Raw genomic sequence first — 25,108 nt, 5'->3', positions numbered from 1 at the left:
CTGCATCTCCCCCCTGCGCTCCGTCAGCATAAGCATGTCACGACCCGGTCGAACTGTCCGAACAGGAGCCCCCATGGACCTCATCCGTCATCACGTCGCCGGCCAGTCCGTCGGATCTGCCGAGCGCACGGGGCCCGTCTACGATCCCGCGACCGGTGCCGTACAGGCCGAGGTGGCCTTCGCCTCGACCGCCGAGACGGATGCCGCGATCGCGGCGGCCGCGGCGGCGCTGCCGGCCTGGCGCGCCACGAGCCTCATCAAGCGGGCCGACGTCTTCTTCCGCCTCCGCCACCTGCTGGTCGAACGCGCCGACGAGCTGGCCGCGATCATCACCGCCGAGCACGGCAAGGTGCTCTCCGACGCGAAGGGCGAGATCAGCCGCGGCATCGAGAACGTCGAGTTCGCGGCGGGACTGGTCCACCTTCTGAAGGGCGAGCACGCCGAACAGGTCTCGCGCGGCGTCGACGTGCACTCGGTGAAGCAGCCCGTGGGCGTGGTGGGCGCGATCACGCCGTTCAACTTCCCCGTGATGGTGCCGCTGTGGATGACGGCATCCGCGATCGCCTGCGGCAACACGGTCGTCCTCAAGCCGAGCGAGAAGGACCCCTCCGCCGCCCTCTTCCTGGCGCGTCTGTACGAGGAAGCGGGCCTTCCCGCCGGCGTGCTGAACGTCGTGCAGGGCGACAAGGTGGCCGTCGACGCGATCCTCGACTCCCCCACCGTGCGTGCCGTCAGCTTCGTGGGCTCGACTCCGATCGCCCGCTCGATCTACGAGCGCGCCGCCGCCGCGGGCAAGCGCGTGCAGGCTCTCGGCGGCGCGAAGAACCACATGGTCGTCATGCCCGACGCCGACCTGGATGCCGCGGCCGACGCCGCCGTCTCGGCCGCGTACGGCTCGGCCGGCGAGCGCTGCATGGCCGTGTCGGTTCTCGTCGCGGTGGGTGACGAGGTCGCCGATGCGCTCGTGGAGAAGGTCGCCGAGCGCATCGCGGGCCTGACGATCGGACCGGGCACGGATGCGGCGAGCGAGATGGGACCGCTCATCACCCGCGAGCACCGCGACAAGGTGGCCTCCTACGTCGCCGGCGCCGCCGCGGAGGGTGCGACGGTCGTCATCGACGGCACCGCGCAGCGCTTCGAGGGCGACGGCTTCTTCGTCGGCGTCTCGCTCGTCGACCGGGTCGCTCCCGGCATGAAGGTCTACGACGAGGAGATCTTCGGTCCGGTGCTCTCCGTCGCCCGCGTGTCGACGTACGACGAGGCGGTCGCCCTCGTCAATGCGAACCCGTTCGCCAACGGCACCGCGGTGTTCACGCGCGACGGCGGCACCGCCCGCCAGTTCGAGTTCGACATCGAAGTCGGTATGGTCGGCATCAACGTGCCGATCCCGGTGCCGGTGGGCGCGTTCTCGTTCGGCGGCTGGCGCAACTCGCTGTTCGGCGACACGCACATCTACGGCCCCGAGTCGATCCACTTCTACACGCGGAGCAAGGTCGTGACGACCCGCTGGCCCGACCCCAGCGAGAGCCAGATCAGCCTGGGCTTCCCGAGCAACCACTGAGTCCGCGGCATCCGAAGGAGACATCATGAGCACCATCGACCCCGTCGCCGACCCGGCGGCCGATGCCGCGGTCCGCGGCGACGACCGCAGCCACGTGTTCCACTCGTGGAGCGCGCAGGCGCTCATCGACCCGCTGCCGGTCGCGGGAGGTGCGGGCGCGACGTTCTGGGACTACGCCGGAAACAGCTACCTCGACTTCTCGTCACAGCTGGTGAACCTCAACCTCGGCCACCAGCACCCCGACCTGGTCGCGGCGATCCAGGAGCAAGCGGGGCGCCTCGCCACGATCCAGCCGTCGATGGCCAACGACACGCGCGGCGAGCTGGCGCGCCGCATCAGCGAGATCGCTCCCGACGGCTTCTCGAAGGTCTTCTTCACCAACGGCGGGGCCGATGCCAACGAGAACGCGGTGCGCATGGCGCGCCTGGTCACCGGCAAGCGCAAGGTGCTGGCGATGTACCGCAGCTACCACGGCAACACCTCGACTGCCATCACGCTGACCGGTGACCCGCGCCGGTGGGCGAACGAGCCGGCCGATGCGTCCGTCGTGCACTTCTTCGGGCCGTACGCCTACCGCTCGCCGTTCCACGCGGCCTCCCCCGAGCAGGAGACGGAGCGTGCGCTCGCGCACCTCGAGCAGACGATCATCCTGGAGGGCGCCTCGACGATCGGCGCGATCATCATCGAGTCGGTCGTGGGCACCAACGGCGTGCTGATCCCGCCGCCCGGCTACCTGCCCGGCGTGCGCGAGCTCTGCGATCGCTACGGCATCGTCTACATCGCCGACGAGGTCATGGTCGGTTTCGGACGCCTCGGCACCTGGTGGGGCTTCGAGAACTTCGACGTCGTGCCCGACCTCATCACCTTCGCGAAGGGTGTCAACTCCGGCTACGTGCCGTTGGGCGGCGTCGTCATCTCCGACCGCATCGCCGCGCACTTCGACACGGTCTCCTTCCCGGGCGGACTGACGTACTCCGGGCATCCCCTCGCCTGTGCCCCGGGCGTCGCCACCTTCGAGGTCTTCCGGCGCGACGGCATCCTGGAGCGGGTCCGCGACCTCGGCGAGCGCGTCGTACGTCCGCGACTGGAGCAGATGGCCGCGCGGCATCCGTCCGTCGGAGAGGTGCGCGGTCTCGGTCTGTTCTGGGCGATCGAGCTCGTGCGCGACCGCGAGAGCCGCGAGCCGCTGGTTCCGTTCAATGCGACGGGAGCAGACGCCGCGCCGATGGCCGCGTTCGCGGCGGCGTGCAAGAAGGCGGGCCTGTGGCCGTTCACGCACTTCAACCGCGTGCACGTGGCACCCCCGCTGATCGTCTCGGAGGACGACCTGGTGCGCGGCCTCGACATCATCGACCGCGCCCTGGAGGTCACCGACCCCGAGGCGGCGTCGTGACCGGGGCGCAGGCCGTGCTCCGCAACGTCATCGACGGGGCACCGGTCGCCTCTGCCGGCGCGACGCTGCCGCTCGTGAGCCCCGTGACCGGCGAGGTGTACGGCCACGCTCCGGTGTCGACGGCGGAGGAGGTGGATGCCGCGTTCGCGGCGGCATCCCGCGCCTTCGAGACGTGGAAGCGCACGACGCCCGCGCAGCGCCAGCTGCTGCTGTTCCGGCTCGCGGATGCGCTGGAGGCGCGGGCCGACGAGTTCGCCGATCTGGAGTCGCAGGACACGGGCAAGCCCCGCGCGAACCTGGTCGCCGACGAGATCGTCCAGTCCGTCGATCAGCTCCGCTTCTTCGCGGGTGCCGCCCGCGACCTGGACGGGCGGGCGGCGGCCGAGTACGCGGAGGGGTTCACGTCGTACGTGCGCCGCGAGCCGATCGGCGTCGTCGCCCAGGTGACGCCGTGGAACTACCCGCTGAACATGGCGGTGTGGAAGATCGGGCCGGCTCTCGCGGCCGGCAACACCGTCGTGCTGAAGCCGAGCGAGACGACGCCTCAGACCACCGTGCGCCTCGCTGAGATCGCCGCCGAGATCGTGCCCGCCGGGGTTTTCAACGTCGTCCTCGGCGACCGGGAGACCGGCCGGATGCTGGTGGAGCACCCGACCCCGCAGCTGGTCGCGATCACCGGTTCGGTGCGCGCGGGCATGCAGGTGGCCGCTTCGGCCGCGCAGGACCTCAAGCGTGTGCACCTGGAGCTCGGCGGCAAGGCGCCGGCCCTCGTCTTCGCCGACGCCGACCTCGACCGCGCCGCCCGCGGCATCGTGGAGGCCGCGTTCTTCAACGCCGGACAGGATTGCACCGCCGCGACGCGCGTACTCGTGGATGCCGCCGTGCACGACGAGCTGGTCGCCACGCTCGTCGCCCACACCCGCGATCACGCGAAGACGGGCGCGCCGGACGACCCGGATGCCTTCTTCGGGCCGGTGAACAACGCCGACCAGCTCGCGCGCGTGAAGGGTTTCGTCGATCGCCTCCCCGCGCACGCGACGATCGCCATCGGCGGCCGCCGCCAGGGCGATGCCGGCTGCTTCTTCGAGGCGACGATCGTCACGGGCGTCCGCCAGGACGACGAGGTCGTACAGCAGGAGATCTTCGGCCCCGTGCTCACGGTGCAGCCGTTCGCGTCGGAAGAGGAAGCGCTCGCGCTGGCGAACGGCGTGCCGTACGCCCTCGCGGCATCCGTCTGGACGCGCGAGCACGCGCGGGCGCTGCGGTTCTCGCGCGACCTCGACTTCGGCTGCGTCTGGATCAACGCGCACATCCCGTTCGTCTCGGATATGCCCCACGGCGGCTTCAAGCACTCCGGGTACGGCAAGGACCTCTCGGTCTACGGCTTCGAGGACTACACCCGCCTCAAGCACGTCATGGCGAGCCTGGACTGACGCGAGGGCACGTCGGCGTCGGCGTTCGTCAGCCGGCGACAGCGCGCCGCAGCTCGACGGCGAGCCACTCCCGGTAACGCTCTGCGCTCCAGCCGGCCTCGCGGAAGTGCAGGTACGTGTCGGTGGAGACGAGCATCGTGACCAACGCCGTCGCGTCGTCGCTTCGGTCCGGCGGCACGACGCCGCGCGCGGCCAGCAGGGCGACACCCTCGCGGATGCTGCGAAGACGACGTTCGTCGATCGCCGCGTACACGTCGCGGACGGCCGGGTCGGCGTCCGCGGCGGCGCGCAGCGTCCGCAGCAGCGCGGCGATGCGCGCGTTCGCGGCGGTCATGAACGCCGCGTACATCGCGATGAGCCGCTCAGGATCGGGCTCCGCGATGATCTGCTGCATCGGGTCGGTGTCGTTCAGCGACGCCCAGCCCTCACGATCCGCAAGGGCGCGCTCGTACGCCGCGGCCAGGAGCGCATGCTTCGGCCCGTGCAGATTGACCGTCTGCACCGACACGCCCGCCGCAGCGGCGATCGCCTTCAGCGACGTGGCGGCGTAGCCGTCGCGGACGAACAGCTCCGCGGCGGCATCCACGATCCGCGCCCGCGTCGCTGCCGCTTCGGCCTCGCGCAACGGCGACGCGTACGGCTTTCTCCCGCTCATCGTGCCCCCTTCGACGTCCACTGTAGTCGGTATTGACTAGATTGCCGATCTAATGAATAGTGTGACGCACAAACCATTTTCCGAGAGGAATCCTCGTGCCGTCTCTCCTTGCCGCCCCTGCCGCGGCCCGCACACAGGTCCGGCGCCGTGGCTGCTGAACGCCTTCCGGCGACCGGATCACCCGCCGAGCCCCACGCCGACCCCCGGTCGGGCTCGTGGGGATGCGACACCGCCGACGTCGTGATGTTCCACCGCTTCCTGCGCATGGTCTTCCGCGATGCGGGGAGCGTCGTCGACGCCGTGGCCGACGGCGACCGCCGCCGCACGACGCTCGCCGTGCGGCATCTGCGCCAGATCGCCCACGCACTGGAGAGCCACCACCACGGCGAGGACATGTTCCTCTGGGACGACCTCGAACGGCGCTCACCGGCGTGCGCCCTCCACGTCGAGCAGATGCGCGCCCAGCACGCAGAGATCGAGAAGCACCTGACCGCTCTCGGCGCGAGCGTCGACGCCTGGCGTGCCAGCGCGCGACGCCGCGAGGCCATCGCGGTGCGGGAGCAGCTCGACCGTCTCACTGCGGCGCTCGACGATCATCTCGGCCAGGAAGAGATCGACATTCTGCCGGTCGCCGCCACCTCCTTCACGCCCGCGGAGTGGGAACGCCTGGAGCGGCACGGACGGCGCACGGTGCCGCCGCGGTGGCTGTTCATCCAGCTGGGATTCATGCTCGAATCCATGCCTGCCGCCGAGCAGGGGGCGTTCCTTCGGGCACTGCCCGCTCCCGCCCGAGCCGCCTGGAGGCTGGTCGGACGGTCGTCGTTCCGCAGACACCGCGCCCGCTTGTTCCCGGCGAGGAGAACCACGACATGAAGAGTCTCACCTGGTGGTATCGCGTGACGGGCGCGGTCTACGTTCTTCTCGGTCTCAGCTGGCTCCCCGTCGTCACCATGGCCACGGTGAGCCAGAAGATCCCCGACTTCGACGGTGCCCCCGGGGGCACCGCAGTGACGGGGTTCGCCGACTGGATGCTGGTGTTCAGCCTCGACCTGTTGGTTCTCGGCGCGTTCCTCCTGGTCGGCTCACGCCGTCCGATGGCCTGGCTGCCGCTGCTCTGGCTGACGATCGCGCTGGGTGTCGTCCGCGGCATCGCCGACGACGTCTACATGATCGCGCGCGGATACCCGCCCCTGCCGCTCCTCGGGTTCATCATCCTGCACGCGGCGATCATCGCGTGGGGAGTGCTCGCCTGGCGCGGCGTGCGGCGACAGATCGGCGCCCGACTCAGTCCGCGCTGAGAGCACCGACCTCGACGCGCAGCAGTCCCGCGACGGCTCGTCGCAGCGGCGAGACGGGATCGATGTCCGACCCCCACCCCACGAGCCCGTGGGCACCGAGCCCGTCGATCATCGCCAGCAGATGCCAGGCGAGCGGCTCCGGATCGGCCATCGGAATCACCCCGGCATCCATTCCCCGCGCGATCTCGGCGGCGATCACGGCACGCCAGGCATCCATCGCCGTGCGCACCCGCTCGGCCAGCGGGGCGTTTCGCGTGCCGAGCGCCCACGCCTGCACCCAGACGAGCGTGACGTCCCGGCGGTGCGGGTCGAGCGTCTCGCGCAGCATCACCCCCAGTCGTGCCGGCGCGGGCGCGTCGGGAAGCAGCGCGCGCACCTCGTCGAGCTCGGCCGAGACGATGTCGAAGAACGTGTCGGCGACGAGGTCGTCCATGCTCGGGATGTAGTGGGCGACCAACCCCGAGGCCACGCCCACCCGCGCGGCGACGGCGCGCAGCGTGACCGCGTCCAGTCCCTCGGCGAGCGCGAGCCCGCGCGCAGCGCCCGCGATCTGCTCGCGCCTCTGATCGGCGCTCATCCGCGCCCGTCCGGCAGTTGACGTCGACGGCATCCGCTCGCTACCCTCCGATGAGTTGATCATGTGATCAATAAGCTACTCCAGGACCGGACGAGAGTCGAGGATGCCGATGAGCTGGCGGATGCCGAGCGAGACCGCGCCACACGCGCGCACATGGATGGCCTTCCCCGTGGAGGGCCCCACGCTCGGCGACACCGCCGCCGAGCGCGAGGAGGGCTACGCCGCGTGGACGGAGGTCGCCGCCGCCATCGCCCGGTTCGAGCCGGTCACGATGATCGTCGATCCCGCCGAGACCGCGCGCGCGCGGCGGATGCTGCCCGGCGACGTCACGATCCTCGAGGCGCCGGTCGACGAGTTCTGGATGCGCGATCATGGCCCGACCTTCGTCGTGGATGACGCGCGCCCCGGCATCCTGGGCGCCGTCGACTGGATCTTCAACGGCTGGGGCGCACACGACTGGGCGCGCTGGGAACGCTCCGCCGAGCACGCCCGCATCGTCGCGGCCGAGGTCGGCGCGGAACTCATCTCCTCGACCCTGGTCGCCGAAGGCGGGGGCTTCCACGTCGACGGCGAGGGCACGGTGCTGCTCACCGACACGGTGCAGCTCGACCCGCGCCGCAACCCCTACGCCGATCGCGCCCGCGTCGAGGCGGAGTTCGCCCGCACCCTCGGCACGACGACGGCGATCTGGCTGCCGCGCGGTCTCACTCGCGACTACGACGATTTCGGCACGAACGGCCACGTCGACATCGTCGCGACCTTCCCCTCTCCGGGCCGCGTGCTGCTGCACACCCAGCGCGACGCGGCACACCCCGACCACGCCGTCAGCACGGCGCTGCGCGAGATGCTCGCCGACCACACCGATGCCGCCGGACGCCGCCTCGAGATCGTCGAGCTGCCCGCGCCGGCGACCCTGCGCGACGACGAGGGCTTCGTCGACTGGAGCTACGTCAACCACCTCGTCGTGAACGGCGGCGTCATCGCCTGCGGCTTCGGTGAGGACAGAGCGGATGCCGAGGCCCGCACGATCCTCGCCGATGCGTACCCGGGGCGCGAGATCGTCACGGTCGACGCCCGCCCGATCTTCGCGCGTGGCGGCGGCATCCACTGCATCACTCAGCAGCAGCCGGCGCTCGTCGGGCAGGAGGCCGAGCGATGATCGACGTCGTCGAAGCCTCGATCGCCGAGCTGCGCACCGCCCTCGAGACGGGGCGCACGACCGCCGTCGAGCTCGTCGAGGCCTACCTCGCACGCATCGACGCCTACGACGGTCCCGACACCGCGACCGCGCTCAACGCGGTCGTCGTGCGCAACCCCGACGCGCACGCGGAAGCAGCCGCCTCCGACGCCCGCCGGGCCCGCGGCGAGGTGCTCTCACCGCTGGACGGCATCCCCTACACGGCGAAGGACAGCTACCTCGTCCGCGGGCTGACCGCGGCATCCGGCTCCCCCGCCTTCGCCACGCTCGTCGCGCAGCGCGACGCCTTCACGATCGAGCAGCTGCGCGCCGGGGGTGCCATCTGCCTGGGACTGACCAACATGCCGCCGATGGCCGGCGGCGGCATGCAGCGCGGGCTCTACGGCCGCGCCGAGAGTCCCTACGCCGCCGACTGGCTCACCGCCCCGTTCGCCTCGGGATCCTCGAACGGCTCCGGAACGGCGACCGCGGCCTCGTTCGCCGCGTTCGGCCTCGGCGAGGAGACCTGGTCGAGCGGACGTGGGCCGGCCTCGAACAACGCGCTGTGCGCCTACACACCCTCGCGCGGTGTCATCTCCACGCGCGGCAACTGGCCGCTGGTGCCCACGCAAGACGTCGTGGTGCCGCACGCGCGCACGATGGCCGATCTGCTCGAGATTCTCGACGTCATCGTCGCCGACGACCCCGAGACGCGCGGCGACTTCTGGCGGACGCAGCCGTGGGTGCCGCTGCCGCGCCCGTCCGCGGTGCGCCCCGCGTCCTACCCCGCCCTCGCCGACGGTGCCTCCCCGGCGGGACGGAGGATCGGCGTGCCCCGCATGTACATCAACGCCGATCCGGATGCCGGGACCGCTCCGACGCCCGGCATCGGCGGGCCGACCGGCCGGCGCATCGAGACGCGCGCCTCGATCATCGCGCTGTGGGAGAAGACCCGCGCGGCACTGACCGCCGCCGGCGCGGAGGTCGTCGAGGTCGACTTCCCGGTCGTGTCGAACTACGAAGGCGACCGGCCCGGGGCGCCGACGATCTTCACCCGGGGGCTCGTGACCCGCGCGTACCTGGATCGCGAGATCCTCGACCTGTCGGCATGGTCCTGGGACGACTTCCTCGCCGCCAACGGCGACCCGGCACTGCACACGCTCGCCGACGTCGACGGCGCGCTGATCTTCCCGCACCCCGCCGGCGCCCTCCCCGACCGCTACGACGGCTTCGACGACGACCTGCCGAGCTATCCCGACTGGGTGCGAGCGCACCCGAGCGTCACCTGGCGCGACGTGCCCGAACTCGAAGACGGCCTTCGCGGGCTGGAGCGCACGCGAGAGGTCGACCTGGAGGAGTGGATGGACGACCTCGGCCTCGACGCCGTCGTCTTCCCCGCCGTCGCCGATGTCGGCCGTGCCGACATGGACGTGAACCCCGCCTCCGCCGAACTCGGCTGGCGCAACGGCGTCTGGGTCGCCAACGGCAACCTCGCGATCCGCCACCTCGGCATCCCGACGGTGACCGTCCCGCTCGGGCTGATGGACGACACCCGGATGCCGGTGGGGCTCACGATCGCCGGGCGCTCCGGTGACGATGCCGCCCTGCTGCGGCTCGGGTGCGCGATCGAGACGCTGACCGACGAACGGCCGGTGCCGCCGCGGACTCCCGCCCTCCCGGCATCCACCCCCGCCCCTTCTTCCACCGAGGATCATTCATGACCGATGCCGCCCGCATGCACGACGTCACCGCCGAGACCCGACGCATCGTCGACCTGGTGCTCGACTACTCGCGCGAGCGCCTGCTCGCCCAGGACACCCCGCTGGACAAGCCGCTGCCCGCCGCGGAACTCGCCCGGCTGGCGGGGCGGACGATCTCCGAGGAGGGCGTGGGCGCCGAGCGTGCGCTCGGCGTGTTCACGCACGTCCTGGCCCCCGCCTGCATCACGACCGACGACCCGCGGTACCTCTCGTTCATCCCGACCGCGCCCACGAAGGCGGCCGCGGCCTTCGACCTCGTCGTGTCGGCGAGCGCCCTCTACGGCGGCTCCTGGCTGGAGGGCGCCGGCGCCGTGCACGCCGAGAACGAGGTGCTGCGCTGGCTGGCCGACGAGTTCGGCCTGCCGGCATCCGCGGGAGGCGTCTTCGTGCAGGGCGGCACGCTCGGCAACCTGTCCGCGCTCGTCGCCGCGCGCGAGGCGGCGCGCGCGCACCGGACCGACATCGGTGTCGCCGCGCCGACCCGCTGGGCGGTCGTCTGCAGCTCGCAGGCGCACTCCTCCATCGCGTCGGCGGCGCGCGTCATGGACGTCGACGTCATCACGGTGCCGACGGATGCCGACGGCGTGCTGCGCGGCGAGGCCGTCGCGGCGGTGCTCGCCGACGTGCACGAGCGGGTCTTCGCCGTCGTCGCGACGGCCGGCTCGACCAACTTCGGCATCGTCGACGACATCGCCGGTGTCGCGGCGGCAGCCCACGCCCACGGGATCTGGCTGCACGTCGACGGCGCCTACGGCCTCGCCGGCATGCTCTCGCCCCTCGCCCGCCACCTGTACGCCGGAGTCGAGCAGGCCGACTCGGTGATCGTCGATCCGCACAAGTGGCTGTTCGCCCCGTTCGATGCGTGCGCGCTCATCTACCGCGACCCCGAGCAGGGCCGACGCGCGCACACCCAGCACGCGGAGTACCTCGACACCCTGACCGACCGCTCCGACTACAGCCCCTCCGACTACGCCGCACACCTCACCCGTCGCGCCCGCGGCCTGCCGCTGTGGTTCTCGCTGGCCACGCACGGTGCGGCCGCGTACCGCGAGGCCGTCAGCGCCTCGATCGTGCTGGCCCGGCGGATCGCGAATGAGATCGAGGCGCGCTCCGGCTTCTCGCTGGTGCGCCGGCCGCAGCTGGGCGTGGTCGTGTTCGAGCGCGACGGCTGGACGCGCGCCGACTACGAGGCCTGGTCGCAGCGCCTCCTCGACGTGCAGCACGCGTTCGTGACGCCGTCCAGCCACGATGGCCGCCCCAACGCCCGGTTCGCGATCCTGAACCCCCGCACCACGTTCGACGACCTCACCGGCATCCTCGACACCATGCGCTGAGCGCCGCACGTCGCACGGGAGCCCGCCCGGTGACTTCTGAATCAGTCTTGATTATTCACTGCCGCGATTGATATCGTCGCCGATCATGCCTCAAACGACGGAAACCGCACCTTCGCGCCGACAGCCGCTGGATGCCGCATCCAAAGCGATCATCGAGCAGCTGCAGGAGGACGGGCGCCGACCCTACGCCGAGATCGCGAAGGCCGTCGGCCTCAGCGAGGCCGCCACGCGCCAGCGCGTACAGAAGCTCGTCGACCAGGGCGTGATGCAGATCGTGGCCGTCACCGACCCGCTCCAGCTCGGCTTCGCCCGTCAGGCGATGATCGGCATCCGGGTCGCCGGCGACACCCGCGGCATCGCCGCGCGGCTGTCGACCCTGCCCGGCATCAGCTATGTGGTGTCGACGGCGGGCTCGTTCGATCTGCTCGTCGAGGTCGTCTGCGAGAACGACGACGACCTCATGGACCTGCTCAACGAGCAGATCCGCGCCCTTCCCGAGGTGGTCTCGACCGAGACCTTCGTCTACCTCAAACTCCACCGTCAGCTCTACAACTGGGGGACACGATGACCATCGACGACGCCGATCTGCAGGCCAAGGCCCGCGACCACCTCTGGATGCACTTCGCACGCCAGTCGGTGATGACCGAGGGCTCGGGAGTACCCATCATCGTCAAGGGTGAGGGTCACCACATCTGGGACTCCCGCGGCAAGCGCTACATCGACGGGCTCGCCGGCCTGTTCGTCGTCAACGCGGGACACGGCCGCTCGCGCATCGCCCAGGCCGCGGCCACGCAGGCGGAGGAGCTCGCGTTCTTCCCGCTGTGGTCGTACGCCCACCCGTCGGGCATCGAGGCCGCCGACCGCATCGCGAACCTCGCGCCGGGCGACCTCAACCACGTCTTCTTCTCCACCGGCGGCGGCGAGGCGGTCGAGACGGCCTTCAAGCTCGCGAAGCACTACTGGAAGCTGCAGGGGAAGCCCACCAAGCACAAGGTGATCTCCCGCGCCATCGCCTACCACGGCACCACGCAGGGTGCCCTTGCGATCACCGGCCTCCCCGTCATGAAGCACATGTTCGAGCCCGTGACGCCGGGCGGCTTCCGCGTGCCGAACACCAACTACTACCGCGCCACCGAGTCGGGCTTCGGCGGGGGGACTCCGGAGGAGTTCGGCCTGTGGGCCGCCGACCGCATCGAGCAGATGATCCAGTTCGAAGGACCCGAGACGGTCGCCGCGGTGTTCCTCGAGCCCGTGCAGAACGCCGGCGGCTGCTTCCCGGCGCCGGCGGGCTACTTCCAGCGGGTGCGCGAGATCTGCGACCGCTACGACGTGCTGCTCGTCTCCGACGAGGTCATCTGCGCCTTCGGCCGGCTCGGCCACTACTTCGGGGCTCAGGCCTACGACTACCAGCCCGACATGATCACGTTTGCCAAGGCCGTCACCAGCGGCTACGCGCCGCTGGGCGGCACGATCGTGAGCGACCGCGTCTACGAGCCCTTCGCGCACGGCGACCTGTCGTTCCCCCACGGCTACACCTTCGGCGGGCACCCCGTCTCGGCTGCCGTCGCGCTGGAGAACCTCGACGTGTTCGAAGAGGAGAAGCTGCTCGAGAACGTGCGGGAGAACTCGCCCGTGTTCCGCGCGACCCTGGAGAAGCTCCTCGACCTGCCGATCGTCGGCGACGTGCGCGGCGACGGCTACTTCTTCGGCATCGAGCTGGTCAAGGACAAGGCCACGAAGGAGACCTTCGACGACGACGAGTCGGAGCGGCTGCTGCGCGGCTTCCTCTCCAAGGCGCTGTTCGACGCGGGTCTGTACTGCCGCGCCGACGACCGCGGCGACCCCGTCATCCAGCTCGCCCCGCCGCTGACCATCGGCCCCGCCGAGTTCACCGAGATCGAGCAGATCCTGCGCTCCGTGCTCACGGAGGCCTGGAACCGCCTCTGACGGCGCACGTACTCCGCAGAATGCGACGAACTCCGCATCCGATCACGCGGTCAGATGCGGAGTTCGTTCGTATCTGCGGAGTTCGTCAGGCCAGGATGCGGGTGTCGATGACCTCGCCGCCGCGGATCGACAGACCCGCACGCAGCGAGGCGTCGGCCTCGAGCGCTGCATCGGTGCCGCGATCGGCGAGCGCGAGCGTGTACCGCAGCGTCGCGTTGGTGAGAGCGAGGGTCGAGGTCAACGGCACCGCTCCCGGCATGTTGGCGACGGCGTAGTAGATGGCGTCGTGCACCCGGTAGGTCGGATCGGTATGCGTGGTCGCATGCGTGCCCTCGAAGCAGCCGCCCTGGTCGACCGCGATGTCCACGAGCACCGAGCCCGGCCGCATGCGCTCGACCATGTCGAGCGTCACGAGCTTGGGCGCCGCCGCACCGGGCACCAGCACCGAGCCGATGACGAGGTCGGCGTCGGCGACGAGGTCGGCTAGCGTCGAACGCGTCGACACGCGCGTGTCGACGCGGCCGTCGAAACGCTCGTCGAGCCGGCGCAGCTGCGGGATCGACAGGTCGACGATGGTCACGTGCGCGCCGAGTCCCACGGCCATCTGTGCGGCGTGGGTGCCGGCGACGCCGCCACCGATCACGACGACACGGCCGCGCGGTGTGCCGGGCACGCCGCCGAGCAGGATGCCGCGTCCCCCGGCCGGACCGAGCAGCTGCTGCGCACCCACCTGCACCGACAGTCGACCGGCGATCTCGCTCATCGGGGCCAGCAGCGGCAGCGACCGGTCGGGCAGCTGCACCGTCTCGTAGGCGATGGCGGTGGTACCGGCATCCAGGAGAGCGGTCGTCAGCGCCGGCGCGGCGGCCAGATGCAGGTAGGTGAACAGCGTCAGGTCCGAGCGCAGGAAGCCGTACTCGGGCGCGATCGGCTCCTTGACCTTCACGAGAAGGTCCGCGCCGCCCCAGACGTCGGCGGCCTCGGCCACGATCTCGGCCCCAGCGGCGCGATAGGCGTCGTCGCTGAACCCCGACCCGACGCCGGCTCCGCTCTGGATGAGCACCCGGTGGCCGTGTGCAGAGAGCTCGTCGACCCCCGTGGGCGTCATACCGACGCGGCGCTCACTGTCTTTGATCTCTGTGGGAACACCGATGATCATGGGCGGGACTCCTTCGACATGGTCCGCGGGAAAGGGAGTGGAGCGGTGCAGCGCGATCACGATGTCAGCCCTCCGGACGCTCGACAAGAGCATCCGAAAATTCGGTGAAATTGCCTCAGCGCTGAGAACTATGCTCGGGAAATGGCCGTCTCTTCCGCTGATCCTTCACTGGATGCCGCCGATCTCCGACTCATCGACGAGTTGCGCGACGATGCCCGCCAGCCACTGAGTCGTCTTGCGGCGACCCTGGGCGTCGCGGCGTCGACCGTGCACGCACGCATCTCGCGCCTCGTGTCGCGCGGGGTGATCCGTCGCTTCACGATCGACGTCGATCCGGGAGCACTGGGGTACCGCACCGAGGCTCTGGTCTCGGTGCGGATCCGCCCGGGGGCACGCGCGCAGCTGACCCGCTTCGCCGAGGAGCTGCGCACCCACCCCGACGTCGCCCAGTACTTCTATGTCGCCGGCGCGGAGGACTTCGTGATCCACTTCCGCGGGCGCGACAGCGCCGACCTGCGCTCTTTCGTCACCGACCACCTCTCCACGCATTCCATCGTCGCGGCGACCAACACGAGCCTCATCTTCGAGCGCACCGACGGGCTGCGCGGGGTCTGAGCCCACACCCTTCGTCCGCGAAGGGGCGATCCCCGGTCGAATCGTCCGAACATGGTGCCCACGCGTCATCGGAGGTGACGGCGACGCTACACAAACGAAACAGGGCGACCCTAGTATTCGAGCACCCGAAACACCTCACCATCAGGAGGAATCACGAACGAGTCACTGGCCGCCACGTCGGCATCCTCTCGCTCCGCCACCCTTGCGCGCTCTCTGGGAGTCTGGTCCATCGTCGGTCTCGGCCTCGGCTACATGACTCCGACGGTCGTGTTCGACACCTTCGGCAATGTCGCCGTCGAGACCAACAACGTCGTCCCCGCCGCCTACGCGCTCGCCCTCGTCGTCATGGGCTTCACCGCGATCAGCTACGGCAAGATGGTCGGCGTCATCCCGAGCGCCGGCTCCGCGTACACCTACGTCCGCGAGTCGATGCACCCGAGCCTCGGCTTCCTCGTCGGCTGGACGTCGCTCATCGACTACCTGCTGCTGCCGATGGTCAACGCCCTGATCCTGCGCAGCTACATGGAGGCGCTCTTCCCCGACATCCCGGGATGGGTGTGGGTCGTGGCCTTCACCGCGGGCGTCACCGGGATCATCTACCTGACGATGCGCGGCACCTCCAACGTCAACATGATCCTGCTGATCTTCTCGATCGTGGTCATGGCGGTGTTCGTCGTCATGGTCATCGTGCAGTTGGTGCAGGGCGCCGGCGCCGGCACGGTCGCCTCCGTGCAGCCGTTCTTCCACCCCGAGGTCGAGTTCGGCGCGGTGCTGGCCGGTGCGACCATCGTCTGCTTCTCGTTCATCGGCTTCGACGCGGTGACGATGTACGCGGAGGAGGCGAAGAACCCGAAGACCATGCCGCGCGCGATCCTGCTGACCGTGCTGGTGGGCGGCGCGATCTTCCTCGTCGCGGCCTACTTCACGCAGCTGCGCTTCCCGGCCCACGAGGCGTTCCCGCCCGAGGCGATCGCCGACTCGACGCTGCCGGAGATCGGCTCGCAGGTCGGCGGCATCGTGCTGCAGTCGGTGCTGACGGCGGCGGGCTTCGCAGCCACGCTGGCGTCGTGGCTCGCCTCGCACGCGTCGGTCGCGCGCATGCTGCTGGTCATGGGCCGCAACGGCGTGCTGCCCAAGCGCTTCTTCGGCTACATCAGTCCGCGCACCCACACACCCGCCTTCACGGTGGTGCTGGTCGGCATCGTGAGCCTGGCGGCCATCGCCTTCACCCTCGATCAGATCGTCGACTACATCAACTACGGCGCCCTCATCGCGTTCACCTTCGTGAACATCTCGGTGATCGCCTGGTTCGCGGTTCGCCAGGGACGTCGACGGACGCCGCGCGACATCATCAACTACATCGTGATGCCCGCGATCGGCATGGCGCTGACCGGACTGCTGTGGGTGAACCTGGACGACCACGCGCTCATCGTCGGCCTCATCTGGACGGGGCTCGGGCTCGTGTATCTCGTCTTCCTCACCCGAGGGTTCCGTCGCCCCGTGGTGTCGTTCGATGAGAACCAGCCGGTCACCGGTTTCAACAAGATCGTCGAACCCGGGCCGCGCTCGCAGATCTGAGCGCAGCCCCCGACGCACCGGGGGTAAGGGGCGGGTGTCGCATCTACCGCGGCACCCGCCCTCGGCGTAGCATCCGGCGCATGACCACCGTCATCCGCACGGACGCCCTCACGAAGCACTACGGCCGCGTGCACGCCCTCGACGGGCTCGACCTCGTCGTCGAGGCGGGCCAGGTGCACGGCTTCCTCGGCCCCAACGGCGCGGGCAAGTCGACCACGATCCGCATCCTCCTCGGCCTCGCACGTCCCACCTCGGGCACGGCGACCGTACTCGACGCCGACCCGTGGGGCGATGCCGCACGCCTGCATCGACGGGTGGCATCGGTTCCCGGCGACGTCAGTCTCTGGCCGAACATCTCCGGCGGCGAGGCCATCGATCTGCTCAGTCGCCTCCGCGGCGGGGGCACCGGCCCGCACGACGCCACCGCGCGGCGGCGACTGTGCGACGCCTTCCAGCTCGACACCCGCACGAAGGGACGCGCCTACTCGAAGGGCAATCGGCAGAAGGTCGCGCTCATCGCCGCCTTCGCCGTCCCTGCCGAGCTCTACATCTTCGACGAGCCCACGAGCGGTCTGGATCCGCTGATGGAGGTGGTGTTCCGCCAGGAGGTCGCGCGAGTACGGGATGCCGGCGCCACGGTGCTGCTGTCGAGCCACATCCTCTCGGAGGTCGAGCTGCTCTGCGACCGGGTGTCGATCGTACGGGCCGGGCGCATCGTCGACACGGGTTCTCTCGCCGAGATGCGCCATCTCACGCGCACCGAGGTGTCGTTCGCGGCATCCGCGCGCGCGACCCCGGCCACCGCCGCGACCGTGCCCGGCGCCGAGGACGTGCGGGAGGAGGGCGGGCGGATCTCGCTGACGCTCGCCAGCGATGCCGTCGCCCTCGCTCTGCCCCGCCTCGCCGAGCTCGGCGCCGAAGGACTGCGCATCGCGCCGCCGTCCGTGGAGGAGCTGTTCCTGCGCCACTACGGCGCGGGCGCAGAGCCGAGCGAAGGCGCCCGGCGGTGAGACCGTTCGGGCTGCTGCTGCGCCAGCGCCTGCGGCGCGACGCCGTATCGCTCACCGTCTGGATCCTCGGACTCGCCGCCCTGGCCGCGGCCGGATATCCGGGCGTGCGGGGGTCGTACGGCGACGAGCAGGAACGCCTCGCTCTGCTGGCCACGGTCATGACGAACCCCGTCGTGCTCCTGTTCCGCGGGCTTCCTTCCGGCACGTCGGAGTCGCAGCTGGTCTCCTTCCTCCTGCTGCCCTGGCTGCTGCTCGTCGTCGCCCTCATGTGCTCGTTTCTGGCGGTGCGCCATACCCGCGGGGATGAGGAGGACGGCCGTCTCGAGTTGGTGTCGGCCACCCCGGCCGGGCGCACCGCGCCGCTCGCCTCGACCGCCGTGCACGGCATCGGCGTCGCCGTCCTCTCAGGCGCGGTGGTCGCTCTCCTCTTCATCGGCAATGGCGCGCCACTGGCGGGAGCAACACTGACGGGAGCATGCTGCACACTCGTCGGCACGGTCTTCCTCGGCGTTGGGCTCGTGGCCGGCGAACTCATGCCCTCCTCGCGCGCCGCCAACGCGCTGGCGGTGTGGATCCTGGTCGTCACGTTCGCCCTTGCCGGCACCGGGAATGCGCTCGGGACGCCGAACGCCGACCTCACCCGGATGACGAGCTCCGCCCTGACGTGGTTCTCGCCGTTCGGCTGGGCCGAAAACACCCGCCCGTTCGATGCCGACGACCCCCTTCCTTTGGCGGCCGCAGCACTCACGACGTTCCTCCTCCTCGGCGGGTGCGCCCTGCTGCACGCGCGCCGCGACCTGGGAGCCTCCTTCGTCCCGCCACGCGTCGGTCGCGCCGAGGCTCGACCGGGCTTCGCGACACATCTGGCGCTGGTGGTGCGCCAGAGCCGTGCTGCGGCTGTCGGCTGGATTGTGGCAGGGATGCTCGTCGGCATTCTGTCGACGTCGCTCGCCGGTCTTGCCGGGCGGATCGGCCAGGGGAACGCGGCCGTCACCGCGCTGCTGGAGGCGTTGAGCGGAACGTCCGAGGACCTCTCACGCGGTCTGGTCGTGATCTTCTTCGTCATGCTCGGAGTCATCGCGGCGTGCGCCGCAACACAGACCGCTCTGCGCGCGCGCCAGGACGAGACCCGCGGGACGGCGGAGCTGGTCCTCGGTACCGCACTCACACGCACGCGGTGGCTCGCCGACCACATCTCGGTCGCCGCGACCGCCGCGGCCCTCACGATCGTGGCGGGAATCGTCGGCGCCGCTGTCGGAGCACTTACCGGGGGCGTCGGTGGCGGGCTCCTGCGCGATGCGGCGGTGGCCGGTGCGGGGCAGATCGTCCCGGCCTGCCTGTTCGCCGCGGTGACCGCCGCCCTGGTGGTCGCGCTTCCGCGTGCGGCGGTCGTGCTCGCGTGGGCGCTGCTGGCCGTCGCCGCCGTCGTCGCGCTGTTCGGCCCGCTCTTCGGTCTGAGTGCGTCACTCGTGGACGCCTCGCCCTTCGCCGCCGCTCCCGTACCGAACGGAAACGGCGTCGATCCGCGCGGCGTCGCCGTGCTCGTGGTGGTCGCGGCATCCGCGGCCCTCATCGCGCTCGCGGGCATGCGCCGTCGCGAGCTCCGGTCCTGACGCCGGGCGAATCCTCCCCGAGCGACAAGAAGCGGCATTCTTTCGCTTGAAAGCGAGCGGAGAGATACGTCATCTTTCGTAGCCTCGAAGCAATCGGTCGTAAGACCGCCGCCCGATCTGCCGTCGGGATCCGCCGAGACGACGAGGAGCGCACGTGACCACCACGCCCCGTGCCGCTTACTTCGTCTCCGACTCGACGGGCATCACCGCGGAGACGCTGGGGCGGGCTCTGCTCGTCAACTTCCCGGGTGTGTCGTTTCGTCACCACACCGTGCCGTTCGTCGACTCGGCCGAGGGCGCCGCCGCGGTCGCCCGAGAGATCGACCGAGCGGCAGATGCCGGGCTGCAGCCCCTCGTGTTCCACACCGTGCGCTCCCCCGCCGTGGCGCGCGTGCTCGGCGGCGCGCGGGCGACGCACATCGATCTGCTGAGCGGCCACCTCACCGAGCTGGAGGCGGCGCTCGGAACGACCGCGTCCGAGCAGCTCGGCTCCTTCCACACGGTCGGCGACACCGAGCAGTACTTCGCCCGGATGCGCGCGGTCGAATACGCCATCGAGCACGACGACGGTCAGAGCATGCGCGCTCTCGATCAGGCCGACGTCCTGATCGTCGCGCCGTCGCGGTGCGGCAAGACGCCGACGACCATGTACCTGGCGCTGCAGTACGGCCTGCTCGTGGCGAACTACCCGCTGACGGACGACGACTTCCCCACCGAGGGCCTCCCGCGAGCGATCGCCCCGTTCGCGGCGCGCTGCTTCGGGCTGACGACGACGCCGCTGCGGCTCAGCCAGGTGCGCCACGAGCGCAGGCCCGACTCGACCTACGCGAGCCTCGCGCAGTGCACCCTCGAGCTGCGGCGCGCCGAGGACCTCTACCGGCGCACCCACATCCCGTTCGTGAACTCGTCGACCAAGAGCGTCGAGGAGATGTCCGCCGTGATCATGCAGTCCCTCAAGCTCCGCGCCTGAGCATCGCCCCCTCCCACCGAAAGGCCCGACACATGAGCAGCATCCTCTGGTTCGACCAGCTCGGCATGGCCGACCTCCCCGCCGTGGGCGGAAAGAACGCGTCGCTCGGCGAGATGGTGTCGCACCTCGCCGCCGCCGGGGTGAGCGTTCCCGGCGGCTTCGCCACGACCGCCGACGCCTATCGCGAGTTCCTGGCCGAAGGCGGGCTGCGCGAACGCATTGCGGCGGCGATCGCCGAGGTCGATGTCGAGGATGTCGCGGCCCTCACCCACGCCGGCACGCAGATCCGGGCGTGGGTGGAGGAGCAGCCCTTTCCCGCAGCTCTCGAGTCGTCGATCCGCACCGCGTACGAGCGGCTGACGGCGGAGCACCCCGGTGCCTCGTTCGCGGTGCGCTCCTCGGCGACCGCTGAGGACCTGCCCGACGCCTCTTTCGCCGGGCAGCAGGAGACCTTCCTCAACGTCGCCGGCATCGACAACGTGCTGGCTGCGATCCGCTCGGTGTTCGCGTCGCTGTACAACGACCGCGCCATCGCGTACCGCGCTCACCACGGGTTCGACCACGACGAGGTCGCCCTGTCGGCCGGCATCCAGAAGATGGTGCGCTCCGACGTGGGCGCTGCCGGTGTCATGTTCACGGTCGACACCGAGTCGGGCTTCGAGAACGCCGTCTTCATCACCAGTTCGTACGGACTCGGCGAGGCCGTCGTGCAGGGAGCGGTCAACCCCGACGAGTTCTACGTCTCGAAGGTGGCACTGCGCGCGGGCCGTCCGGCGGTGCTCAAGCGCTCGGTCGGCGAGAAGGCCATCGCGATGCGTTACACGGATGCGCGCGAAGCGGGAGCATCGACGCGGTTCGAAGACGTTCCGACGGCAGAGCGTCGACGGTTCTCGATCGATGACGCCGACCTGGTCGAGCTCGCGCGCCAGGCGCTGATCATCGAGGAGCACTACGGCCGGCCGATGGACATCGAGTGGGGCAAGGACGGCGTCGATGGTCGGCTCTACATCCTGCAGGCTCGACCCGAGACGGTCGTCTCGCGCGTCGAAGCCGGGGTCATCCGCCGCTTCGTGCTGGACGCGCGCGGTGAGGTCGTGACGGCCGGGCGGGCGATCGGTCAGCGCATCGGCGCGGGACCGGTGCGAGTGCTGCGCAGTCTCGACCAGATGGCCGACTTCCAGCCGGGTGAGGTGCTCATCGCCGACATGACCGATCCCGATTGGGAGCCCATCATGAAGCGCGCGAGTGCCATCGTGACCAATCGCGGCGGTCGCACGTGCCACGCCGCGATCATCGCGCGCGAGCTCGGCATTCCCGCCGTCGTCGGCACGGGCGATGCCACCGCCGCGCTCGTGGACGGAGAGGAGGTCACCGTCTCGTGCGCGGAGGGCGACACGGGGTTCGTGTACCGCGGCATCCTTCCGTTCGAGGAGGAGGTGACCCGGCTGGATTCCATGCCGGACGCGCCGGTGAAGATCATGATGAACGTCGGCACGCCCGATCAGGCCTTCTCGTTCTCACGGCTGCCTCACCGCGGTGTCGGGCTGGCGCGGCTGGAGTTCATCATCAACCGACAGATCGGCATCCATCCGCGAGCGCTGCTGGAGTTCGACGCGCTGGACGGCGAGCTGCGCGCCCGCGTGGCCGACGCGACCGCCGCCTACGACGCGCCGCGCGACTACTTCGTGCGGCGGGTCGCGGAGGGTGTGTCGATGATCGCGGCGGCGTTCTGGCCCGAGCCGGTGATCGTGCGACTCAGCGATTTCAAGTCGAACGAATACGCGAACCTCGTCGGTGGTGAGCTGTACGAGCCGCACGAGGAGAACCCGATGCTCGGCTACCGGGGCGCCTCCCGGTACATCTCGCCCGACTTCCGCGCGTGCTTCGACATGGAGTGCGAGGCGCTACGGTTCGTGCGCGAGGAGATGGGCTTCACCAACGTGCAGGTGATGGTGCCGTTCGTGCGCACCGTCGGCGAAGGGCACGCGGTGGTCGAGTTGCTCGCCGAGAACGGGCTGCGTCGCGGCGAGAACGACCTCAAGGTCATCATGATGTGCGAGCTGCCCTCGAACGCGCTGCTCGCGGATCAGTTCCTGGAGTTCTTCGACGGATTCTCGATCGGGTCGAACGACATGACCCAGCTGACGTTGGGGCTCGATCGCGATTCGGCGCTCGTGGCCTCCACGTTCGATGAGCGCGATCCGGCCGTACTGCGCCTGCTGTCGATGGCGATCAGCGCGTGCCGTGCGGCAGGGAAGTACGTCGGCATCTGCGGACAGGGCCCGTCGGATCATCCGGACCTCGCCGAATGGCTCGTCGCGGAGGGGATCGAGTCCGTCTCGCTCAACCCCGACACGGTCGTCGAGACGTGGCTGCGCCTGTCGAAGACGGTGGAGGCGACAGCTCCGCAGGCCGGGTGATCACTCCGCGCGCCACACCCGCCCGAGCCGCTCGATCGCGGCGTGGAGCAGCTCGTCGGGTGCGGTGAACGGGATGCGGAGGTGGTCGTCGGCGGGTGCGGATGCCGAGAACTCCGACCCGCCGGCGACCGCGACGCCCGCCAGAGCCGCACGCCGCGCAAATGCGGTCGCCGAACCCGAGGGCAGGCGCGCCCAGAGCGAGAGACCGCCGCGCGGCACGTCGAAGGTCCAGCCCGGAAGGTGCTCGTGCATCATCGGGACCAACCGCTCCAGCGCCGCGGCGTGGGTGGCGCTCGCGTCGCGGCGCAGGGCGGGCGCGTTGTCGAGAAGACCCAACGCCATGTGCTGCGCGGGGACGCTGGCGGCCTGGTCGACGAGCTGCCGCGATGCGCGCAGCCGCCGGATGAGCACGGGATCAGCGCGCGCCCACCCGATGCGCAGTCCCAGCCACGCCCATTTCGACAACGAGTCGACGACGATCACGGGCGCATCCGGCCGCAGCGCCGCGAGCGATACGGGAACGACGCCGTCGAAGGAGATGTTCGCGAGTACGCGGTCTTCGATGACACGCACGCCGTAGCGGGCGGAGAGTTCAGCGACAGCCAGACGCGATGCCGGAGGCATGCGTGATCCGGTCGGGTTGTGGTGGTGGGGGTTGAGGGCGATGAGGACAGGGCGCAGGGCCACGATCGCGGCCTCCAGGGCATCCACGTCGACGCCGTCCGGCGTCATCGGCACCCCGTGCACGCGCGCTCCTCGCCGCCGGACCGGGTCGACAAGACCCGGCCAACTGAGCTCCTCGCTCAGCACGACGTCACCCGGAGAGACGAGCTCGTCGATCACGAGGCTCAGCGCCTGCTGGGCGCCGCTGGTGACGATCACCTGCTCGGGCGTCGTCGGCGTGCCGTCGTCGGTCAGCAGTCGCGCGATACGCTCGCGCACCTCAGGCAGGCCCGCGGGGTCGGAATCGGTGGCCGTCGCGGCGACGAGGGCGGCATCGAACCCGCGCACGATCTCGATCGTGCGCGCAGGGATGCGCGGCACCGCGCGCAGGAGGTCGATGGCGGCGGGCGCGGCCTGGAAGAGGCTCTCGCCCTGCGAGCGCCGGGCCGGCAGCGCGATCGCGGCACCCGCGACGCGCGTGCCGCTGCCCTGGCGCCGTTCCAGCACGCCGCTGTCGGCGAGCGCGGCGTAGGCCGCGACCACGGTGCCGCGCGATACCGCGACGGCCGCGGCGAGCGCGCGCTCCGAGGGCAGTCTGTCACCCGGGCGCAGTTCTCCCGAGCTCACGAGCGCCCGCAGAGCAGCGGCCAGACTCGCAGTCAGAGACCCATCGGAGTCGGCCCAGCGACCCAGCCGTGCCGCCAGCGCCGTGGGAGACACCGCTGCGGCACGGTCCGTATCGGCCAATCGTGTGACCACTCGCGGCGAAGTGGCCCTGTCGTGAGCGTTCATCGAAACCGATTCTGGTCCAATGACCCGCCGCCCTGTGACCCCCCTTCCTCAGAATCAGCCAGCCACCATGCCACTTGAGTCGGAGTGGATCATCGCACGCGTCATCGATTGGCTCGCGGACGACGACCGCGGCGGCGACACGGACGGTCACGACGCCCTCGATGCCCACCGCGACACGCTCGGCGCGATCGACGCGGGCATCGCGCGACGACTCCGTCAGCCCGCATGCCCGCCCGGTGCGCGAACGGCGATGCTGGTCCGGTCCATCACGACCGCGACGCGGCGGCATCCGGCGCTCTGCACGCTCACGGTCGCCGACCTCGTCTCCGGGACACCGGTCGAACCGCGTCAGAGCGGCAACGGCACGCCGGCGGCAGGCACACGCAACCTGTCGGCGAGTCCCGCGTAGGCGAACTCACGCTCGAGGCGGTCGATCGTCTCGGTGAAGTGGTGCCAACCCTCGGCATGCACGGGAACGATGATCGCCTCCCCCAACGCCCGTGCCGCCTCGACGGCGGTGCGGGCGTTGAGGGTGAGGTCGCTGTCGCCGAAACGTCCGACGTTGGCGGCGCCGGTGAACAGGACGGCGATGTCGATCGTGCCGACGCGTTCGACGATCTCGGCGACGAGCGCGCTATCGGCATTGTCGCCGGAGACGTAGACGACGGGCTCGCCCGCGGCGCGCAGGACGAAACCCGTCACCGGCCCGGAGAGCTCCTCGGCGCCAGCCGGACCGTGCAGAGCGGGCGCGGCGATGATCTCCACACTGCCGACGGTGTGGCACTGCCACGACGCGAGGCCGTGGACGCCCTCGATGCGCGAGGCCGCTGCGGGCGTGGAGAGCACGGTGGTGGCGCGCGCCAGGAACGCGCGGCCCGCGGCATCCAGGTTGTCGGGATGCTGGTCGTGCGACAGGAGCACGACGTCGATCCGGCCGACGTCGTCGGGCGTCAGGGCAGGACCGGTGAGCTTGTGAAGCGTCACCGTTCCCGACGGGTAGTCACCCGGCTCGTCGAACGTCGGATCCGTGAGGACGCGGATGCCGGCGTACTCGATGATCGCCGTGGGACCGCCGACGAGAGTGAGCACGGGGCGCGGTGAGGTCATCCTCCCATTCTCTCTCGGCCCACGACCTCCGCCGGAGCCGAGCACG

At 70.5% G+C, this 25,108-nt stretch carries 22 protein-coding genes; 17 read left to right on the top strand and 5 right to left on the bottom strand.

The features are described 5' to 3' along the window. Positions 1–73: 73 nt before the first annotated feature. The 3 genes from PP359_RS10630 to PP359_RS10620 are packed head-to-tail and all read left to right on the top strand — an operon-like array spanning position 74 to position 4,387. Positions 74–1,561, top strand: a complete 1,488-nt coding sequence (locus PP359_RS10630; protein WP_499250538.1) for a CoA-acylating methylmalonate-semialdehyde dehydrogenase — start codon at positions 74–76, stop codon at positions 1,559–1,561. A 25-nt stretch (positions 1,562–1,586) separates the two neighbouring features. Next, entirely contained in the window at positions 1,587–2,954 is a 1,368-nt protein-coding gene (locus PP359_RS10625) for an aspartate aminotransferase family protein (protein ID WP_499250537.1), read from the top strand. Beyond that, on the top strand, positions 2,951–4,387 hold the full coding sequence (locus PP359_RS10620; RefSeq protein WP_499250536.1) for an aminobutyraldehyde dehydrogenase: 1,437 nt from the start codon (positions 2,951–2,953) through the stop codon (positions 4,385–4,387). Before PP359_RS10625 ends, PP359_RS10620 begins: the two co-directional genes overlap by 4 nt. Positions 4,388–4,415: 28 nt before the next feature. Here the strand turns inward: PP359_RS10620 and PP359_RS10615 are convergent, their stop codons facing one another. Then, entirely contained in the window at positions 4,416–5,042 is a 627-nt protein-coding gene (locus PP359_RS10615; protein ID WP_378792939.1) for a TetR/AcrR family transcriptional regulator, read from the bottom strand. A gap of 147 nt (positions 5,043–5,189) precedes the next feature. On the opposite strand from PP359_RS10615, the gene PP359_RS10610 reads away from it, so the two are divergent. Further along, positions 5,190–5,915, top strand: a complete 726-nt coding sequence (locus tag PP359_RS10610; RefSeq protein WP_499250535.1) for a hemerythrin domain-containing protein — start codon at positions 5,190–5,192, stop codon at positions 5,913–5,915. Then, positions 5,912–6,340: a BphX family protein gene (locus PP359_RS10605; RefSeq protein ID WP_433719408.1), complete on the top strand. Its 429-nt coding sequence runs from the start codon at positions 5,912–5,914 to the stop codon at positions 6,338–6,340. Before PP359_RS10610 ends, PP359_RS10605 begins: the two co-directional genes overlap by 4 nt. Here the strand turns inward: PP359_RS10605 and PP359_RS10600 are convergent. Next, positions 6,327–6,917, bottom strand: a complete 591-nt coding sequence (locus PP359_RS10600; RefSeq protein WP_499250534.1) for a TetR/AcrR family transcriptional regulator — start codon at positions 6,915–6,917, stop codon at positions 6,327–6,329. The genes PP359_RS10605 and PP359_RS10600 overlap by 14 nt on opposite strands. A gap of 109 nt (positions 6,918–7,026) precedes the next feature. Here PP359_RS10600 and PP359_RS10595 point away from each other — a divergent pair, with 109 nt between their 5' ends. The 5 genes from PP359_RS10595 to PP359_RS10575 all read left to right on the top strand — a co-directional run bounded on the left by PP359_RS10595 (position 7,027) and on the right by PP359_RS10575 (position 13,135). Continuing rightward, on the top strand, positions 7,027–8,076 hold the full coding sequence (locus tag PP359_RS10595) for an agmatine deiminase family protein (RefSeq protein WP_499250533.1): 1,050 nt from the start codon (positions 7,027–7,029) through the stop codon (positions 8,074–8,076). Then, positions 8,073–9,815, top strand: coding sequence for an amidase (locus PP359_RS10590; RefSeq protein WP_499250532.1), 1,743 nt, complete (start codon positions 8,073–8,075; stop codon positions 9,813–9,815). The genes PP359_RS10595 and PP359_RS10590 overlap by 4 nt, the downstream gene beginning before the upstream one ends. Next, positions 9,812–11,188, top strand: coding sequence for a pyridoxal phosphate-dependent decarboxylase family protein (locus PP359_RS10585; RefSeq protein WP_499250531.1), 1,377 nt, complete (start codon positions 9,812–9,814; stop codon positions 11,186–11,188). Before PP359_RS10590 ends, PP359_RS10585 begins: the two co-directional genes overlap by 4 nt. 85 nt (positions 11,189–11,273) lie before the next feature. Then, on the top strand, positions 11,274–11,756 hold the full coding sequence (locus PP359_RS10580) for an Lrp/AsnC family transcriptional regulator (protein WP_036319660.1): 483 nt from the start codon (positions 11,274–11,276) through the stop codon (positions 11,754–11,756). Next, positions 11,753–13,135, top strand: a complete 1,383-nt coding sequence (locus PP359_RS10575; RefSeq protein ID WP_499250530.1) for an aspartate aminotransferase family protein — start codon at positions 11,753–11,755, stop codon at positions 13,133–13,135. Before PP359_RS10580 ends, PP359_RS10575 begins: the two co-directional genes overlap by 4 nt. An 85-nt stretch (positions 13,136–13,220) precedes the next feature. Here the strand turns inward: PP359_RS10575 and ald are convergent, their stop codons facing one another. Then, positions 13,221–14,294, bottom strand: coding sequence for an alanine dehydrogenase (ald, locus tag PP359_RS10570; RefSeq protein WP_499250529.1), 1,074 nt, complete (start codon positions 14,292–14,294; stop codon positions 13,221–13,223). 141 nt (positions 14,295–14,435) lie between these two features. Here ald and PP359_RS10565 point away from each other — a divergent pair, with 141 nt between their 5' ends. From PP359_RS10565 to ppsA, 6 genes are all read left to right on the top strand, one after another. Continuing rightward, the gene (locus PP359_RS10565; RefSeq protein ID WP_231560325.1) at positions 14,436–14,909 is read left to right on the top strand and encodes an Lrp/AsnC family transcriptional regulator; all 474 of its coding nucleotides are present in this window, start codon (positions 14,436–14,438) and stop codon (positions 14,907–14,909) included. A 150-nt stretch (positions 14,910–15,059) separates the two neighbouring features. Beyond that, complete coding sequence (locus PP359_RS10560; protein ID WP_083868014.1) at positions 15,060–16,487, top strand: APC family permease; 1,428 nt, start codon at positions 15,060–15,062, stop codon at positions 16,485–16,487. A gap of 80 nt (positions 16,488–16,567) precedes the next feature. Then, entirely contained in the window at positions 16,568–17,497 is a 930-nt protein-coding gene (locus tag PP359_RS10555; RefSeq protein WP_499250528.1) for an ABC transporter ATP-binding protein, read from the top strand. Next, on the top strand, positions 17,494–19,110 hold the full coding sequence (locus tag PP359_RS10550) for an efflux permease Rv1217c-related protein (protein WP_499250527.1): 1,617 nt from the start codon (positions 17,494–17,496) through the stop codon (positions 19,108–19,110). The genes PP359_RS10555 and PP359_RS10550 overlap by 4 nt, the downstream gene beginning before the upstream one ends. A 154-nt stretch (positions 19,111–19,264) precedes the next feature. After that, on the top strand, positions 19,265–20,080 hold the full coding sequence (locus PP359_RS10545; RefSeq protein ID WP_112931942.1) for a pyruvate, water dikinase regulatory protein: 816 nt from the start codon (positions 19,265–19,267) through the stop codon (positions 20,078–20,080). 32 nt (positions 20,081–20,112) lie between these two features. Further along, a complete protein-coding gene (gene ppsA, locus PP359_RS10540; RefSeq protein WP_499250526.1) occupies positions 20,113–22,500 on the top strand; it encodes a phosphoenolpyruvate synthase in 2,388 nt (795 codons plus the stop codon). On the opposite strand, the gene PP359_RS10535 is transcribed toward ppsA, so the two are convergent. After that, entirely contained in the window at positions 22,501–23,955 is a 1,455-nt protein-coding gene (locus tag PP359_RS10535) for an aminotransferase-like domain-containing protein (RefSeq protein WP_499250525.1), read from the bottom strand. Between the two features lie 67 nt (positions 23,956–24,022). Here PP359_RS10535 and PP359_RS10530 point away from each other — a divergent pair, with 67 nt between their 5' ends. Then, positions 24,023–24,364, top strand: coding sequence for a hypothetical protein (locus PP359_RS10530; RefSeq protein ID WP_499250524.1), 342 nt, complete (start codon positions 24,023–24,025; stop codon positions 24,362–24,364). On the opposite strand, the gene PP359_RS10525 is transcribed toward PP359_RS10530, so the two are convergent. After that, complete coding sequence (locus PP359_RS10525; RefSeq protein ID WP_499250523.1) at positions 24,304–25,062, bottom strand: MBL fold metallo-hydrolase; 759 nt, start codon at positions 25,060–25,062, stop codon at positions 24,304–24,306. The two genes, PP359_RS10530 and PP359_RS10525, sit on opposite strands and share 61 nt — an antisense overlap. Positions 25,063–25,108 lie beyond the last annotated feature (46 nt).

The sequence above is a fragment of the Sphingomonas sp. BLCC-B65 genome (assembly GCF_028550675.1).
GTDB lineage: Bacteria > Actinomycetota > Actinomycetes > Actinomycetales > Microbacteriaceae > Microbacterium.
The sequence above is the reverse complement of the archived record's forward strand: the minus strand, read 5'-3'. Positions and strand labels throughout refer to the sequence as shown.